Origin of the sequence: Pseudomonas sp. MRSN 12121 (genome assembly GCF_000931465.1) — a bacterium.
Classification (GTDB): domain Bacteria; phylum Pseudomonadota; class Gammaproteobacteria; order Pseudomonadales; family Pseudomonadaceae; genus Aquipseudomonas.
Genome location: NZ_CP010892.1, coordinates 3,534,439 through 3,550,752 on the forward strand (window position 1 = coordinate 3,534,439; position 16,314 = coordinate 3,550,752).

Annotated in this window: 17 protein-coding genes and 1 pseudogene; 7 read left to right on the forward strand and 11 right to left on the reverse strand. The window is 65.4% G+C overall.

Features of this window, described 5'->3' with window-relative positions; all coding sequences use genetic code 11:
• Position 1 precedes the first annotated feature (1 nt).
• Entirely contained in the window at positions 2-772 is a 771-nt protein-coding gene (locus TO66_RS15935; RefSeq protein ID WP_044463236.1) for a phytanoyl-CoA dioxygenase family protein, read from the reverse strand.
• A 5-nt stretch (positions 773-777) separates the two neighbouring features.
• A complete protein-coding gene (locus tag TO66_RS15940) occupies positions 778-1,008 on the reverse strand; it encodes a DUF317 domain-containing protein (protein ID WP_044463237.1) in 231 nt (76 codons plus the stop codon).
• A gap of 258 nt (positions 1,009-1,266) precedes the next feature.
• Between TO66_RS15940 and TO66_RS15945 the strand changes: the two genes are divergently transcribed.
• The 7 genes and pseudogenes from TO66_RS15945 (at position 1,267) to TO66_RS15975 (ending at position 6,004) form a co-directional block, all read left to right on the forward strand.
• Positions 1,267-2,649 carry an S-type pyocin domain-containing protein gene (locus tag TO66_RS15945; protein ID WP_044463238.1) on the forward strand — a complete coding sequence of 461 codons (1,383 nt, stop codon included), beginning with the start codon at positions 1,267-1,269 and terminating at the stop codon, positions 2,647-2,649.
• A 1-nt stretch (position 2,650) separates the two neighbouring features.
• Positions 2,651-3,124 (forward strand): DUF6392 family protein, encoded by a 474-nt coding sequence (locus TO66_RS15950; RefSeq protein WP_044463239.1) that lies wholly within the window; start codon positions 2,651-2,653, stop codon positions 3,122-3,124.
• Positions 3,117-3,623, forward strand: coding sequence for a DUF6392 family protein (locus TO66_RS15955; protein WP_409077161.1), 507 nt, complete (start codon positions 3,117-3,119; stop codon positions 3,621-3,623). Before TO66_RS15950 ends, TO66_RS15955 begins: the two co-directional genes overlap by 8 nt.
• 10 nt (positions 3,624-3,633) lie before the next feature.
• On the forward strand, positions 3,634-4,095 hold the full coding sequence (locus tag TO66_RS15960) for a DUF6392 family protein (protein ID WP_044463240.1): 462 nt from the start codon (positions 3,634-3,636) through the stop codon (positions 4,093-4,095).
• 10 nt (positions 4,096-4,105) lie between these two features.
• Positions 4,106-4,562, forward strand: a pseudogene (locus TO66_RS15965) (DUF6392 family protein).
• Positions 4,563-4,682: 120 nt separating this feature from the next.
• Positions 4,683-5,465, forward strand: a complete 783-nt coding sequence (locus TO66_RS15970; protein ID WP_218187719.1) for an APH(3') family aminoglycoside O-phosphotransferase — start codon at positions 4,683-4,685, stop codon at positions 5,463-5,465.
• A gap of 155 nt (positions 5,466-5,620) precedes the next feature.
• On the forward strand, positions 5,621-6,004 hold the full coding sequence (locus tag TO66_RS15975; RefSeq protein WP_044463241.1) for a cytochrome c: 384 nt from the start codon (positions 5,621-5,623) through the stop codon (positions 6,002-6,004).
• A gap of 30 nt (positions 6,005-6,034) precedes the next feature.
• On the opposite strand, the gene nirD is transcribed toward TO66_RS15975, so the two are convergent.
• The 9 genes from nirD to TO66_RS16020 form a co-directional block, all read right to left on the reverse strand.
• Complete coding sequence (gene nirD, locus TO66_RS15980; protein WP_044463242.1) at positions 6,035-6,412, reverse strand: nitrite reductase small subunit NirD; 378 nt, start codon at positions 6,410-6,412, stop codon at positions 6,035-6,037.
• Positions 6,412-8,973: a nitrite reductase large subunit NirB gene (gene nirB / locus TO66_RS15985; protein ID WP_044463243.1), complete on the reverse strand. Its 2,562-nt coding sequence runs from the start codon at positions 8,971-8,973 to the stop codon at positions 6,412-6,414. Before nirB ends, nirD begins: the two co-directional genes overlap by 1 nt.
• A gap of 353 nt (positions 8,974-9,326) precedes the next feature.
• A complete protein-coding gene (locus TO66_RS15990) occupies positions 9,327-9,941 on the reverse strand; it encodes an RraA family protein (RefSeq protein WP_044463244.1) in 615 nt (204 codons plus the stop codon).
• A complete protein-coding gene (locus TO66_RS15995; protein ID WP_044463245.1) occupies positions 9,938-10,717 on the reverse strand; it encodes an IucA/IucC family C-terminal-domain containing protein in 780 nt (259 codons plus the stop codon). The genes TO66_RS15990 and TO66_RS15995 overlap by 4 nt, the downstream gene beginning before the upstream one ends.
• Positions 10,714-11,505 (reverse strand): ABC transporter ATP-binding protein, encoded by a 792-nt coding sequence (locus tag TO66_RS16000; RefSeq protein ID WP_044463246.1) that lies wholly within the window; start codon positions 11,503-11,505, stop codon positions 10,714-10,716. The genes TO66_RS15995 and TO66_RS16000 overlap by 4 nt, the downstream gene beginning before the upstream one ends.
• Positions 11,506-11,515: 10 nt before the next feature.
• The gene (locus TO66_RS16005) at positions 11,516-12,547 is read right to left on the reverse strand and encodes an iron ABC transporter permease (RefSeq protein ID WP_044463247.1); all 1,032 of its coding nucleotides are present in this window, start codon (positions 12,545-12,547) and stop codon (positions 11,516-11,518) included.
• On the reverse strand, positions 12,540-13,529 hold the full coding sequence (locus TO66_RS16010) for an iron ABC transporter permease (RefSeq protein ID WP_044463248.1): 990 nt from the start codon (positions 13,527-13,529) through the stop codon (positions 12,540-12,542). The genes TO66_RS16005 and TO66_RS16010 overlap by 8 nt, the downstream gene beginning before the upstream one ends.
• Entirely contained in the window at positions 13,526-14,419 is an 894-nt protein-coding gene (locus tag TO66_RS16015) for an ABC transporter substrate-binding protein (protein WP_044466058.1), read from the reverse strand. The genes TO66_RS16010 and TO66_RS16015 overlap by 4 nt, the downstream gene beginning before the upstream one ends.
• 29 nt (positions 14,420-14,448) lie before the next feature.
• On the reverse strand, positions 14,449-16,311 hold the full coding sequence (locus tag TO66_RS16020) for an IucA/IucC family siderophore biosynthesis protein (protein WP_044463249.1): 1,863 nt from the start codon (positions 16,309-16,311) through the stop codon (positions 14,449-14,451).
• Between the last annotated feature and the right edge of the window lie 3 nt (positions 16,312-16,314).

Consider the following 16,314-nt stretch of genomic DNA (forward strand, 5'->3'; position numbering starts at 1 on the left):
CTCAGTCGTATTCGGCCTCTTCATGCTCGCCCAGCAGGCGCCGCTGACGCGCCGATGCGGCGGCCAGCACCTCGGGGTTGAAGCGCCAGTGCAGGTAGGGCGAAAACTTCTGCGCCACCATGCGCCGGCCGTAATGCACTTGCAGCAGGTAGCGGCTGCGCCCGGCCGTGCGGTTGTCGCTGCCGGCATGCCAGAGCTCGCTGCGAAACATCAGCGCGTCGCCGGCGCCACACAGCACCGCCTGCGCCGCCCGGCCCTGCCACTGCGTCTCGCCGGGCCGCGGCGCGCGCCCGGCCCGATGGCTGCCCGGCACCACCCGGGTCGGGCACAGGTCCGGGTCGATAGCGTCGAGGTACAGGTGGCAGGTGCAAATCTGCATCGGCAGCTCGAACCCCGGGTCGGCCAACAGCCGCCGCGGCAGCGCCATGGCCAGGTAGTCCAGGTGCAATCCCGTTCCACGGAAGCCGGGATGACAACGCCAGGCGGTCTGGCCGATGACATGGCAGTCGGCGCCCAGCGCCGCCTCGGCCAGTTCGATGACCCCGGGCGGGTCGAGAAAAGGCAGCCACAGCGGGTCGCGATTGAACACGCATTTGTAGTGATCGAGCAGGCCGCTGTAGTCCCAGTGTTGCGCTTGCAGGCCATCGATGGCCTGGCGCAGCAGGCGAACCTGCGCCGCCTCCAGCACCCCGGGCAGCAGCACGAAACCGTCGCGGTGCAGGGCCTGCAGGCGTTCGGCGGTCAGGATCGGCGGGGTCGACTCGACGGGCATGGCGGCTAGTCGATAGGGCCGATATTGATCGAACGGTCGCTGCCCAACCCCGGCACCCGGGCCAGCACCTCGACGGGCGTGGTCGCGGAAAACTCGATGACGTAGCCCATGCCGCTGCCGTCTTCCTCCATGGCGACGACCCAGCGGGCCACCTCGTCGGGGTTCAGGTTCAGCGCCTGCGCCGTCTTGCGCTGGCGGCGTTCTTCGAGCGTTTCGTCCAGGGAGTCGTCGTTCATCTGGCTCAACCTCCGGCGTCTGGCATCTCGTGCGGGCCGGGTTCGGCCCTCTCACCAGCTGTGAAAACCATTGTCGGCAAAAGTTGAATCACGCTCGTGGCGCCGTGACGAACGGCAGCGGGCAGGCATTTTTATCGACGGTCCGGTAGCGAGTTTTCTTTCGAGCGTTTCAGAAAGCGCCTAAAGCGCGGCGGCGGGTCGCGGCCCTAGCATCGGGGCTGATCCCAAGGCCGAGGCCGTCCCTGTGTCGACAAAACCATGCGTCTGCTGAAAAGCTCCGATCCTGATGCCTGGCGGGCGCAGGATCCGCACAGCGCCCACAGCCAGGTGCGCCTGGCGCTGCAAGGCCACCGTTCGAGCCTCGGCGGGCTGGATCGGTTGATGCGCGAACACCCGGGCATCCACAGCGACCGGGAGATCCTGGCCGCGGTGAGGAACGGCGACTGGGTGCTGGTCAGCGACGCTCCGGCCACGGGTGGCCTGGTCTGCCCGCTCCTTGAGCCGGAGCCGGTCTATCTGCGACAGGACCCCTGGCCCGAGCCCGTTCCCCGCACCGATCGGGTCTTCGCCAAGTCCGCCAGCACCGCGCCCTGGGGCACCACCCAGGCCGGCTCCAGCCGCGAGCCGGCGGCGAACTTCGGCAAGACCCTGCTCATGGCCTCCTCCACGACCGAGACCGGCCTGGGCAGGATCGCCGGCGAGCTGATCCTCAGGAGTTTCGCCTGGTCCCTGGAGCTGGCCGGCACCGCGGCAAAAGGCGTCGCGGGCCCGGCCGGACAGGTCCTGCTGCTGGCTCTGACCCCGACCGTGCTCGGCGACGACACCTTCTACAGCGAAGAACAACTACGCCAACTGCGCGCCGCCACTACCCGCGTGCGCTTCCAGTTCCGCCGCGACAGCCAGGGCCTGCTGCAGGTCTACGGCATCCACACCAGCGCCCGGTCGGGCCAGGACCGCGTCCCGGTGATCAAGGCCCACTGGAACGCGGAAAAAAGCGCGATGCAGGCCCATCTCGGCACCCTCACCATTACCTGGACCCCGCACAGCGGCCCGGTGGTCACGGCGCCGACCCGCTACCCCGGCCTCCCCGACAAACTGCCGACCCTGATGGTCCACCCCATCGCCGAAGGCGACGACAGCCAGCTCCAGGGCGCGCCCCTCGATGAACTCAAGGTCGAAGACTGCATCGTCACCTTCCCCGCCAACAGCGGCATCAGGTCGCTGTACCTGGTCTTCGCCAAGCCGATGGTCAACCCGCTGGAAGTGGGCCCGGCGAACGACCTGAGCAGCAGGAGCGCGAAGGATGGGTTGGATATTGATCACATTCCTTCGCAGAAGGCGTTGGAAGTTTTTTTGAAGGCAAACGATCCACGTATAAAAAATGAAAAAATCCAAGACTATTTGCGTAAAGCCCCGAGCATCGCGATCCCGCGTAAGGTGCACCAGAAATACAGCGCAACGTATGGCGGCAGGAATACCAAGACCCAGCAGGCCGAGGATGCCGCCGACCTGCGTACAGCCGTAGATACTAATCTCGATGCGATGAAGCCTTATCTGCTCGAAGAAGGTTTTACCGAAGAGCAAATCGAAACGGCGCGCACCCACCTGCATAATCTCCACCAGAAACAGGGTTGGTATTGATATGAACGCAGCAACTATTGATGACTTGGTTAAAAGCCTCGGACGTACTTACCCCGAAATGATTGCTTCAGGGATGTATCTTCCAGGCGGGCCACCTAAAGGCATTTTCGAGGACAGTGACACAGTGGCAGTGTCACCTGAGCCTGGAATCGAATTAGGTTTTTGGGCCAGTAGCCAACGCTTTGAAATGCTGTTCATCAGCTTGCTGGAGAGCTTCCAAGGGGAGTCAATCTACAAGGGGAGTCTTCCCTACCAACTTGAAAAGCGAATGGATCAGGGCTGGATACGTTCCCGGTATGGAGAGCCTTTAGAGTCAAGAGCACCGTTCAAAATGCCCATACGCGGCATGACAGGAGGGTGGGATATTTATCGTTTGCCGAGCATCCCCAAAGGGACTAAGGCGGTTTTTAAATACAATGCCGAAATGAAGGTTGAAGATGTAGTGTTCGAGCTGAACGAAAGATCCCATGCTTAGCTCTGCAGGGACGATGCTGATTGATGTGAACGCCGCAATGATTGATGACTTGCTTAAAAGCCTCGGGCGTACCTATCCCGAACTGGTTGCCTCTGGGATACATCTCCCCGGCGGTCCGCCAACAGGTATTTTCGAGGACAGCGATACCAGAGCCATGTCTCCAGAGACAGGTATCGAGCTTGAGTTCTGGGCCAGTACCCAACGCTTTGAAGCCTTATATATCTCCTTGCTAAAGCGCTTCCCAGAACAATCAACCTACAAGGGAAAACTGCCCTACCACCTCGAAATCAAGATGAACCAGAAATGGGTCAGATCCCATCACGGTAAACCCTTGGAATCAGGAGCCCCCTATAGAATTCCGGTGCTAGGTATGACTGGCGGCTGGGATGCCTATCGACTTGCAGGGTTTCCCAAACATATCCATGTGCGGTTCAAGTACACCGTCGACATGGACGTGGAAGGGATCGTATTCAGGCTGAATGAAAAATCACACGCTTAGCTCTACCGCCATGACCGATGATCTGGTTAAAGCGCTCGGGCGTACTTATTCCGAAATGATTGCCTCCGGAATGTATCTTCCCGGCGAGCCACCGAGAGGTATGTTTGAGGATGTCGATACCATAGCCATGTGGCCTGGGGCCGGTATTGAGCTTGAGTTTTGGGCCAGTACTCAACGCTTTGAAGCTTTATATATCTCCCTACAAAAGAGCTTTCCCGAGGAGTCAATCTACAAAGGGATCCTGCCCTACCAACTCATATCGAAGATGAGCCGGGACTGGGTTAGATCCCGGTTTGGCCCACCATTGGAATCAGGCGCACCTTATAGAATCCCGGTACTGGGCATGACAGGTGGATGGGACGTTTATCGCCTCCCCGGTATTCCGAAAAGTACTCAAGTGGCATTTAAATACAACGTTGAAATGGACGTGGAAATGGTGGTGTTCGAACTGAATGAAAAATCACACGCTTAGTTCTACCGCCATGCTCGATGATCTGATTAAAGCGCTCGGACGCACTTATCCCGAAATGATCGCCTCAGGTATGTATCTCCCAGGAGGACCACCAAAGGGCATCTTTGATGACAGCGACAGGGTGACCGTGTCGCCGGAGCCTGGGATCGAATTGGGTTTTTGGGCCAGTACTCAACGTTTTGAGAACTTGTTTATTACCTTTCTTGAGGGTTTTGAAGGAGAGCCCATATACCGAGGGAACCTTCCCTACCAGCTCAAAACGAAGATGAACCAGAAGTGGGTTAGATCCCAATATGGTGAGCCTCTGGAGAGCGCCTTATAGAGTTCCTATCTCCGGCATGACAGGCGGTTGGGATGCTTATCGTTTTCCAGGCATGTCCAAGAGCATCAATGTGTTGTTCAAGTACACCGTTGAAATGGAGGTAGAAGGCATCGTCTTCAGGCTGAACGAAAAATCCCACGCTTAGTTCCGCCGCCACGATCGGCGCCTTTGTTAAAATTCCGGCCCTGATAGCAACTCGCTCATTTCTGGAGTCCGTCTTCCGGTTTGCGTTTGATGTTGTACCCACCCGTCCGAGCACCTGTCATTGCCTATCCCTTGCGAATTACCCAGCGCCATCGCCCGCTTCATTGGCAGCAACCCCCTGGTAGCCGACGAGGTGGGCGAGTCTCCCGCCGACGTCTACGGCTTCACCCGAGGCAATGACCGGTTTTTTCTTAAAACCTGCACCGCCCTGTATGCGCCCACGACCTACAGCGTCCTGCGCGAGGCTCGTGTGTTGCAGTGGCTGGACGGCCGGCTGAAGGTTCCCGAAGTGGCCGTCGTGGCCGAAAGCGAGGCCGGGGAATTCATGATTACCCGCAGCGTGCCGGGCGTGCCGCTCCAAGCCCGCGGCGGCAGTCAGGGCTCGATGGGGGCGCTGCTGCGCGAAGCGCTGCGGCAACTGCAGGCAGTGGCGATCGCCGATTGCCCGTTCGACTCAGGTGTTGCAGTGCGCCTGGACGAACTGCAATACCTCATCGCCCACGACCTGTGTGCCGATGATGTCGACCTGGAGCAATGGCCGGACCTCCCTACCCCCGGGAAGCTGCTGGCCCACCTGCAGGCCACGCGGCCGATCGAGGACAAGGTCTTCAGTCACGGCGATCTGTGTGACAGCAACGTCTTCGTCGACGCCCATGACCAGCTGCACTTCATCGACCTGGGACGGGGCGGCATCGCGGATCGCTGGCTGGACATCGCCTTTGCCCATCGCAACCTGCGCGAGGAGGTTTCGCCCGCGGCCGCCGCCCAACTGCTGCAGGCACTGGGCGAGCCAGACGCCTCGGCGAAGCGGTTGTTTTTCGAGCAGCTGGATGAGTTGTTCTAGGCGCTGGACATGCCCCCATGGACGAGTAGAGAATCGCCGCCTTCAACGGCAGGGTCGACCCCGCGAGCCATGTCGCGGGTCGTTTGAAAAAGTTGCGCCCCGACCCCGTCACGCTGGACATGAGGTCCAGCGTTTTGCACAACAAGGCCTCTGGAATGAAAACAAAAACATCGTTCGTCGCGTCGCTGGTTTTTTTCGCGCTGTTTCAAACCCCGCTGTCCCTCGCGGATACCGCCAACGGGAAAAACCTCTTTCTACAGCGCTGCGCCATGTGCCACGGAGCCGATATCAAGGGCACCGGCCCCCTGGCGAACAAAAGCAACCCGCCGACCCCCGACCTGACGAGCGCCGCCTTCAAAAAGCGCCTCGCCGATTACCCGGGCGTGATCGTGTCGTCGATCATCCTGCGCCCCAATGGCGACCTGATCCCCAGGACGTTGCGCGAGAACGGGGTAAAACTGGCGCCCTTCGCCTGGCGGGTCAACGACCTGCGCGATCTGCATCAATACATGAGCGGTGTGATTGCCAAGAGCCGATGACCTGGCAATCGCTGCTCCGCAGATCGCCGATCAGCCCACGCCGATCTCCACCACATCGCCGCGCAGCCGCACCGGCCAGGTGCGCAGGCGCTGTTCCGGGTATTCCAGGCAACGGCCGTCGGCCAGGCAAAAGTGCTGCTTGTACAAGGGCGAGGCGATCACCAGCTCGTCCTTGATGCAGCCCACCAGGCCGCGGCCGATCACATTGGCGCCGGACTGCGGGTCGTGGTTGTCGATGGCATAGAGGGTCCGCTGCGGCGCGTCGGGCAGGTAGATCAGCGCCACCTGGGCGCCGTCGTGCCACACCACCACGCCGCTGTGGCTCACCAGGTCCTGGCGGCGGCACACCGCCTGCCACCGGACATCGAGGGACTCGTCGCTACGTTGCGGGCTCGGGGACGGATGCATCAGACCACCTCCTGGGTGACGGCAATCAGGTTGAGTTCGGCGGCCATGATCGGCCGGCGCTGGCCGCGTTCCTCGACGAAATGAATGTCAGGGTCCGGGCGCTGGTCGTTGACGAAGGTGCGGAAGCGCTTGAGTTTTTCCGGGTCGTCCAGGGCATTGGCCCATTCGCATTCGTAGCGGTCCACCACCAGTTGCATCTGCGCCTCCAGTTCGGCGCCCAGGCCGAGGCTGTCGTCGATGATCACCGCCTTGAGGTAATCCAGGCCGCCGTCCAGGCTCTCGCGCCACACCGAGGTGCGTTGCAGGCGGTCGGCGGTGCGGATGTAGAACATCAGGAAGCGGTCGATGTAGCGGATCAGGGTCTGGTCGTCGAGGTCGGTGGCGAACAGCTCGGCATGGCGCGGGCGCATGCCGCCGTTGCCGCAGACATACAGGTTCCAGCCCTTCTCGGTGGCGATCACGCCGACGTCTTTGCTCTGCGCCTCGGCGCATTCGCGGGTGCAGCCGGACACCGCGAACTTGAGCTTGTGCGGCGCGCGCAGGCCCTTGTAGCGCTCTTCGATATCCAGGGCCATGCGCACGCTGTCCTGCACCCCGTAGCGGCACCAGGTGCTGCCCACGCAGGACTTCACGGTGCGGGTCGACTTGCCGTAGGCGTGCCCGGTCTCGAACCCGGCGGCGATCAGCTCGGCCCAGATCAGCGGCAGCTGGTGCAGCTGGGCGCCGAACAGGTCGATGCGCTGGCCGCCGGTGATCTTGGTGTAGAGCTCGTATTTCTTCGCCACCTGGCCGATCACGATCAGCTTGTCGGCGGTGATTTCGCCGCCGGCGATGCGCGGCACCACCGAGTAGGTGCCGTTCTTCTGCATGTTGGCCATGAAGGTGTCGTTGGTGTCCTGCAGCGGCACCCGCGAAGGATCCATGATCGGCTGGTTCCAGCACGAGGCGAGGATCGACCCCAGCGCCGGCTTGCAGATATCGCAGCCGGTGTGGCCACGGCCGTGCCTGGCCAGCATCTCGTCGAAACTGAGGATGCCCTCGACCCGCACCAGCGCGTAGAGCTCCTGGCGGGTGTAGGCGAAGTGTTCGCACAGGCTCCGGTCGACGCTGACGCCACGGGCCACCAGCTCGTGCTCGAACACTTGCTTGAGCAGGCCGGCGCAACCGCCGCAGCCGGTGCAGGCCCTGGTCGTCGCCTTGAGCTGGCCGAGCTCGCTGCAGCCGCCGTCGATGGCCGCGCAGATCGCGCCTTTGGTCACGTTGTGGCAGGAACACACCGTGGCCGACTCGGGCAAGGCGCCCGGGCCCAGGGTCGGCGCGTCGGTGCTGGACGGCAGGATCAGGCCGGCCGGTTCGGCGGGCAAGGCGATGCCGTTCTGCAGGTATTGCAGCAAGGTGTCGTAGTAGCTGTTGTCGCCCACCAGCACCGCGCCCAGCACCCGCTTGCCGCTGGCGTCGACCACCAGGCGCCGGTAGCTGGCCGTGGCCTCGTCGATGAACTGGTAGCTGCGTGCGCCCGGGGTCAGGCCCTGGGCATCGCCGATGGAACCGACGTCCACCCCCAGCAGCTTGAGCTTGGTCGATATGTCCGCACCCATGAAGGGCTCGCCCGGCTCGCCGCAGAGTTGCGCGGCGACGCTGCGGGCCATCTGGTAACCCGGGGCCACCAGGCCGAAGATACTGCCGTTCCAGCTGGCGCACTCGCCGATCGCATAGATATGTGGGTCAGCACTCAGGCACTGGTTGTCCACCACCACCCCGCCCCGCGGGCCGATTTCCAGCCCGCAGTCGCGGGCCAGGGCATCCTGGGCGCGGATCCCGGCGGAGAACACGATCAGGTCGGTTTCCAGGAAATCCTCGCCGGCGAAATGCATCCGGTAGCGGTACTGTTCGCCGGCAGCGATCGCCCGGGTGGCCTTGCCCAGGTGCACGCCGACGCCCAGAGCCTCGATCCGCGCCTTCAGGGCACACCCGCCCTGCTCGTCCAGCTGCACCGGCATCAGGCGCGGGGCGAACTCCACCACATGGGCCTCCAGGCCCAGGCTCTTCAGGGCGTTGGCCGCCTCCAGGCCGAGCAGGCCACCGCCCACCACCACGCCACGCCGGGCGTTGACCGCCGCGGCGCGGATCGCGTCGAGGTCTTCCAGGGTGCGGTAGACCAGGCGCGAGTCGCCTTCGGCGCCTTCGATCGGTGGCACGAAGGGATAGGAACCGGTGGCCAGCACCAGTGCGTCGTAATCCACCGGGCCGGCGGTGGTGAACACCTGGCGGCTGGCGCGGTCGATCCGCTGCACCGCCACCCCCAGGTGCAGGGTCAGGCCCGGGCTCTGGTACAGCGCCGCCTCGCCCAGGGCCAGCGACTCGGCATCGCGCCCGGTGAAATACTCGGACAGGTGCACCCGGTCATAGGCGCGCATCGGCTCCGCGCTGAAGACGTGCAGCCGGTAGTGTTCGAGGGCGCCGCGCGCCACCAGCTGTTCGACGCAATGGTGCCCGACCATGCCGTTGCCGATCACGATCAGGGTTTTGTGTGTGTTCAAAGGGGCAACAATGGCATTCATAAATAGCACCCGACCCAAGCCAATCACGGTTTTTTAAGCAAAAAAAAAGCGCCTGAAACCTCACGGTTCCAGGCGCCTTTGCCTGTTCTCTGCGGTGTGCGATCGGGCGGCTGTGCCTGATTCACCGAACGTCCCCAGGGGCCTTCTGGCCCATCGATCGACGTTGACCGACGGAGACTCTGCTCACGGTCTTGCAGCCTTTGTGCCAGTTGCCGGGCCACTGCCACCCGGCCCCGCTGCGCCGGGGCCGACGGCTCTCGGGTCGGCCTGGGCCTGCGCGCGGCGGGCGTGGAAAACGCCTTGGCCTGGTGCACCCCGGGGGCGGCGGCGCGTTATAAAAGTGCGCGCCCGGTTCAGCGACCGCTGGCGAGGCGCTGCAGAAAGCCCGCGCGCCGCTCGCGGTCCAGGGCTTCCTTGGCCAGCAGCTGCGGCAACAGCGCCTCGGCCCGTGGCCCGTCGAGAATGAACACCCCGTCGTCGTCGCCGAGCGCAATATCCCCCGGCTTGACCCGCACCCCGGCCACCTCGATCGGCCGGTTGACCTCGCCCTGCTGGCCGATGCCGCGGGTGGTGAAGGCGCTGACGCCGCGGCTGAACACCGGCAGGCGATGCTCGCGCAAGGCCGCGACATCGGTGACCGCGCCCTCCACCACCACCCCGGCCAGGCCCTTGATCAGGCCGGCCAGGGTGCGCAGCTCGCCCCAGCAGGCGCAGTCCGGGTCACCCAGGCACTCGATCACCAGCACATCGCCCGGTTCACTGAGCAACAGCGCGTCGCGCAGGATGGCGCCATCCGGCGCGAAGACCTTGACCGTCACCACGTTGCCGAGCATGCGCAGCCCATCGAACAGCGGGCGGATACCGCGCAGGTAACCCTCGTCGCCAAAGTGGCCGAGGGTCGAAGGCGTGATATCCCGGTAATGTTCGAGCAAAGCGGCGCTGGCGTGGGACTGGCGTGGAGCGATCATCGGCATTTCCTCGGCCGCAGCAGCGGGCAGGTCGAGCAGTATTCGGCAGGGTCGGTGGCTTCGTAGTAGAAGCAGCAGGTGCGGCGAAAGCGGATGCTCTTGCCCTCCTCCAGTGGCGTCGGCGGCCGGCGGAAGTGGTGCAGCGGGTTGTAGTCCAGGCCGAACAGCCGCGGCTCGGCCGCCTGCAACAGCCAGTCGAAATCCGCTTCGTGGCGCAAGCGCACCCTCGGTTCCTCGACCTTGGCCATGCGCTTTTCGTACAGCGAGTACACGCGCACCGCGGTGTTTTCCCAGAGGATGCGCCGGGAAATGCCGCTGACCCGGTTGAAGGTCTGCCACAGCGGCGCCAGCAGCCCGGCGAACAGCGATTCGACGATGGCCGCGCGCCAGGCTTCGCGTTCGCCCGCGGCATACCCCCGGGGCGACCGGTCCGGCAGCGGCATCGATGAAGTCCAGAGCCCGTCGTCGTGGCCGTACTCGATCACGCACTCGTCCAGCGACAGCAGCAGGCCCTGGTCGCACACCGACATCGCATACAGGCAGGCCCCGGTGGCGAGGAAGGAAAAGCGCTTGGCCAGCAGCGACGCGGTGATCGCCCGGGTCGGCGAACCGATCACCGGCCCCAACTGGTCGAGCAGCGCGATACAGGTTTCATCGTCAAGCAAGGCCCGGGCGCTCACGGAGCGCTGGCGGTCGCGTTGCGCCATGGGCTTGAGGCGCAACGGCCCGGATAGCACGCTCCAGTCTTGCGCGGAGAAAGCCGCCTGCAGGCTCATTGCGGCAGTTCCCGGCCGAAGGGAATGCACAGCGGCGTACCGAAGAACGGGTCGGCGATGATCCGGCAATTGAGGTCGAACACCTGCTTGACCAGGGCTTCGGTCAGCATGTCCGCGGGGCGGCCCTGGGCGAACGCGGTGCGCTGGTGCACCGCCACCATGTGGTCGGCGTAGCGGCAGGCCAGGTTGAGGTCGTGCAGGACCATGACGATGGTCTTGCCCTCCTGGCGATTGAGGTCGCGCAGCAGGTCCAGCACCTCGATCTGGTGCGCCAGGTCGAGAAAGGTGGTGGGCTCGTCGAGCAGCACGATCTCGGTGTCCTGGGCCAGGGTCATGGCGATCCACACGCGCTGGCGCTGGCCGCCGGACAAGGCGTCCACCGGCCGCTCGGCCAGGGCCTGCACGCCGGTCTGGCGCAACGCGCGCTCGACCATGGCTTCGTCTTGCGCCGACCATTGCTGCATCCAGTTCTGGTAGGGATAGCGCCCCAGCGCCACCAGCTGGCGCACGCTGATGCCTTCCGGGGCGCTGGGCATCTGCGGCAGGATCGCCAGTTCGCGGGCCACCGCCGCGGTGGATTTGCGCTGGATATCCTCGCCATTGAGGATCACCGAACCCTGCTGCGGCTTGAGCAGCCGCGCCAGGGACTTGAGCAGCGTGCTCTTGCCGCAGCCGTTGCTGCCGATCAGCACCGACACCTGGCCCGCCGGCAGTTGCAGGTCCAGGGCGTCGATAATCACCTGACGCTGATAGCCCAGGGTCAATTGACGGGTTGCCATCGAAGACATCGAGAATTCCTTAGTGCCGCTGGTTGATCAGAAGATACAGAAAGAACGGCGTGCCCAGCACCGCGACGAAGATCCCCGCCGGCAGGTCCAGCGGCAGGAACAGGGTGCGCCCGATCAGGTCGGCCACCACCAGCAGGTTGGCGCCGACCAGGGCCGTCATCAGCGCTTGCCCGGCGAACCCCGGGGCCACCAGGCGCTTGGCGATGTGCGGGGCGATCAGGCCGACGAAGGCGATCGCCCCGCCCCAGGCCACCGCCGCCCCGGCCAGGGCCACGCTGACCAGCAGCAGGCCAGCGCGCAGCCACTGCACCCGCACACCGATGCCCTGGGCCAGGGCGTCGTCCAGTTGCTGCACCCGCACCTGGCGCGCCAGCCACCCCAGCAGCGGCAGGATCGCCAGCAACCAGCCGGCCAGGGCCCGCGGCTCCTGCCAGCTGGCGCCGTAGACGCTGCCGGTCAGCCAGACGTAGGCCGACAAGGTGGTGGTCAGCGGGCTGAACACCAGGACGAAGGTGGTCACCGCCGCCAGCAGCGCCGACACCCCCACGCCGATCAGCACCAGGCGCAGCGGCGAGGTGCCCTGCTTCCAGGCCAGCAGGTAGATGGCCAGGGCCGCCAGCGCCGCGCCGAGCATCGCCGCCAGCGGCAGGAACTGCGCGCCCAGCGCCAGGGCAAAGAACGACAGGTACAGCACCGCCGCCGCACTGGCGCCGCTGGTGATGCCCAGCAGGTCGGGCGACGCCAGCGGGTTGCGGATGATGCTTTGCAGGATCAGCCCGGACACCGCCAGCGCCGCGCCGACCTGGGCCGCCAGCAGCAGGCGCGGCAGCCGCAACTGCTCGACGATGAACACCAGGCGCGGATCGCCGCCGTGCCACAGCAGCTCCAGCACCCGCAGCGGCGACAGCTCGACCTTGCCCAGGGACAAGGCGCCGAGCATTACCAGCGCCGTCGTCAGCAGCGCCAGCAGCAGGCGCCACAAGGTCGTCAGGTCGATGCGCCGCGAAAAGCCGGCGGTGCGCAGGGTCAGGGTCTTACTCATAACGACCTCCACGGCGCGCCAGGAAAATGAAGAACGGCGCGCCGAACAGCGCGGTCATCACCCCCACCGGCACCTCCTGCGGCAGGATCACCAGCCGGCCCAGGGTGTCGGCCAGCAACAACAGGGTCGCGCCCAGCACCGCGCAGCCCGGCAGCAGCCAGCGGTGGTCGATGGACAAGCCCTTGCGCACCATGTGCGGCACCAGCAGGCCGACGAAACCGATGCTGCCCGCCAGCGCCACCGCGCTGCCCGCCAGGCCGACGATCAGCGCGCTCATCAGCCAGCGGATCAGCCCGGTACGCTGCCCCAGGCCAGTGGCGATGGCTTCGCCGGCGTTGAGCACATTGACCTGCCCGGCCAGCGCCCACGACCCCAGCAGGGCCAGCGCGACCCCGACCAGCAGCGGCGCGGCCAGCGCCAGGTCGCGCTCGGACAGCGAGCCGGCGAGCCAGAACAGCACGGTGTCCAGGCCCTCCTCGTTGACCACCAGCAACGCCTGGCTGAAGGCGGAAAACAGCGCGGTGATCGCTGCCCCCGCCAGCACGATGCGCAAGGGATTGAGGCTGCCCTGGCCGCGATTGCCGATCAGCCACACCAGGCTGCCGGCCAGCGCGGCGCCGATAAAGGCGCACCACAGCCACTGGCTCATCGACGTCAGGGCGAACAGCGACGAACTGAGGATGATTGCAAAGGTCGCCCCGGCATTGACTCCGAACAACCCCGGTGAGGCCAGCGGGTTACGGGTCAGCGCCTGCATCAGCGCGCCCGCCACCGCCAGGCTGGCGCCCACGGCGACGGCCATCAGGGTGCGCGCCAGGCGCGTGCCGAAGATCAACTGCTGGCCGGCGCTGAGGCTGTCCGGTTGCAGCAGGCCCGCGAGCATTTGCCCGGGCTCGATCCAGGTGGCCCCGGCCGCCAGGCTCAGGACCATGCACAGCAGCATGACCAGCAGCGCCACCCCCAGTTTCAGACCGTGACTCATGCCGGTGCCACCAGGCGCGCGATGTCGTCGAGCATCAGGTTGGCGCCGAGGATCCCGCCCGAGAAACTCCAGGCGATGCCGTCGACCCGCCACACCTGGCCCTGGCGCACCGCGCGCAGCTGCTGCCAGAACGGGTAATGCACCAGGCGCTCGTAATTGCGTTGCACGGCCGGGCTGTCGGCGCGCTGGAAGACGAAAAACAGGTCGGCATCGACCACGGGCAGGTTCTCCTTGCTGGTGAGTTTCAAGTACATGCCGCGGGTTTCGCGGGCGATCGGGTTCCAGGCGAAGCCCAGCTCGGTGAGCACCGAGCCGGCGAAGCTGTCGGGCAGGAAGCTGCGCACATGGTCTTCGCGCACGTCCAGCACCGACACCGTCAGCGGCCAGCGCCCGCCCATCTGCTCCTGCAACTGCGCGCGCAACCGCATCACCCGCTGCTGCCATTGGCCCAGCAGGCTGGACGCCTGCTGCTGGCGGTTGAGCGCCGCGCCCATCAGCGCCAGGGTGCGCTTGAACTCGAAGACTTCCTCGAGCATCAGCACCGTGCCGATCCGTTGCAGTAAGGGCGCAATGCGCTGGTGGCGAAAGCCCGACGCGACGATCACGTGCGGCTCCAGCAGCACGATGTCCTCCAGGCTCGGCTGAGTTTCCAGGCCGACATGGGGCACATTCGCCAGCGCCGGGCGCAGGTAGCGGAAAGTCGGCTTCTCGCTCGACGACTCCACCACGCCACAGGGCGTCACCCCGAGGGCCACCGCGCTGTCGGTGGCGCCCTGGAACAGGGTCACCACCCGCACCTCTTCGGCCCGGGCCAGCGCCGGCAGCGCCAGCAGGCCCAGGGACAGGCGCAGCACGCCGCGCCGGGACGGCTGTGGTACGAGATCGAGCAGAGGCAGGTCGGCGCTCGCGGGGTCGGGCCTCACGCCTGCAACCGCTGGAACGGGTTGACCACTTCGCCCTTGCCGAACGGCATGCTGCCCGGACCGCCGGCGCGTTCGATCATCGGCGTCAGCAGCAGCTTCTGCGGCCAGCGCGGCGCCTCGAAAAGTTGGTGCTGGATCATCGCCCGTGCCTCGGCGTCGAACTCGATGCTCTGCAGCAGGCCCTCCAGGACCTCGCGCAAGCTGCCCCATAGGCGGGTCGCGGGCAGTGCGTAGACCTGCGCCAGGGTGTCGATGATCGCCCGCACGTTGACCTGGATCGCCAGGGTCTGCAGCCAGAACAGCAAGTCTTCGGGACGCTGGTGGTACAGGGTGTTGGCATGGCCTTTCTTGATCCGGTACTGCGGGTCGGCCATGCCGTTGCGCGTCAGCCACGGCACGAAGATGCGCAGCGAGTCGTGGTCGCGCAGCAACAGGCCCTGGGCCTGGCCGGCCTTCCACACCAGCACCGCGTTCTGCCCGTGGACCTCGCCGAGCATGCCGAGGCGGAACATCCGCAGGTTGACGTCGAAGAAGCGCTGGCACAGCTCGCCGAACAGGGTCAGTACCGAGTCCGCGGTGACCGGCAACTGGCGGTAGGCCATCCATTCATCGAAGAAGTGCCGGTTGCTGCCGGGCAACGGCGTGCCCAGGGCGGCCATCGGCAACAGGCGGCAGTCCGGGTCGTCGAGCAAGGCCTGCGGGTAGCCGCGGACCATCGCCGACAGGTGCCGCGGCGCCTCGTCGAACAGCGTCGCCTCGGGCGGCATGAAGGCCCACCACTTGCTCTCGTCGCACAGGTGCAGGGTCTGCTCCAGCACCGGGTCGAGGCGCCGCACCTGGTGCAGCAGCGCTTCGCTGAGGCCGCCGTTGATCATCTTCACCGCCGGCAGGTAGCGCGAGGCGCCCAGGGAATAGATGGCCATCGGCAGCTTCAGGTAGTCGGCGCTAGGGAAGCACGGGGTCATCGAGCGCAACGACGAGGTGGCGAACACCGTCGCCTCGCTGAAGTCCAGGCGCTGGCAATCGCCACGGGCGAAGGCCGCGCCCAGTTGCGCCGGCAACACATGCTCGAACTGCCACGGGTGCACCGGCAAGGCCACATGGCTGGCGTCGATGCCGCGCTCGCGCAGCTCGGCGGCCAGGCGTTCCTGCAAGGCTTCGGGCAGCAGGTAGCGCGCCGGGTAGACCTGCGCCAGGTCCGTCACGCCTTCGCCTCCTTGCAGCAGGTCCTTGCGCACCGCCACCCAGTTCAGCGCCACCGGCTGGGCGAACTCGGCCTGGTACTGCTGGTACTCGGCCTGCAACAAGCCCTGCTTGGCCTTGGCCAGCGGGTGGTACGGGCGGTCGCGCAGCGAGGCCCACTGCTCCATGGTGCGCAGGAAGGTGGCGCCGTCCTGGGCCATCAGGTTCTGGTCATCGACCCGGTGTTCCAGGGACAAGGCGGTCTGCCAGACGCTGATATGCAGCACTTCGAGGAACAGCGTCAGGCCCTTGTCGTTGTCACCAAAACGCGGGCCCATGCCGGTGAACACCCGCTTCATGAAATCCACCGGGCCCAGCGCGCTCCAGCGCTGCTCCTGGCGCGCCAGCACCGGCGAGCCCGGGACCTTTTCCCATTGCTGGGTGATGCCTGGGCGCAGGGCGATGCTGATGAAACGCTGCTCCTGGGCATCGCAGCACCAGTCCCAGATCCGCTCGTAGGCCTCGCCGCCTTCCAGCGCCGGGGCTTCGGGGTGGGCCTGGCGCCATTGGCCGGCAGCCAGCAGCGGCAAGGGTTCGGGGCCAAAGAAATGTTCGGCCAGCAGGCAATCGATCAAGTCCTGCATCACCTGTTCGGCGGCCATGGATGTGAAGTTCATCGG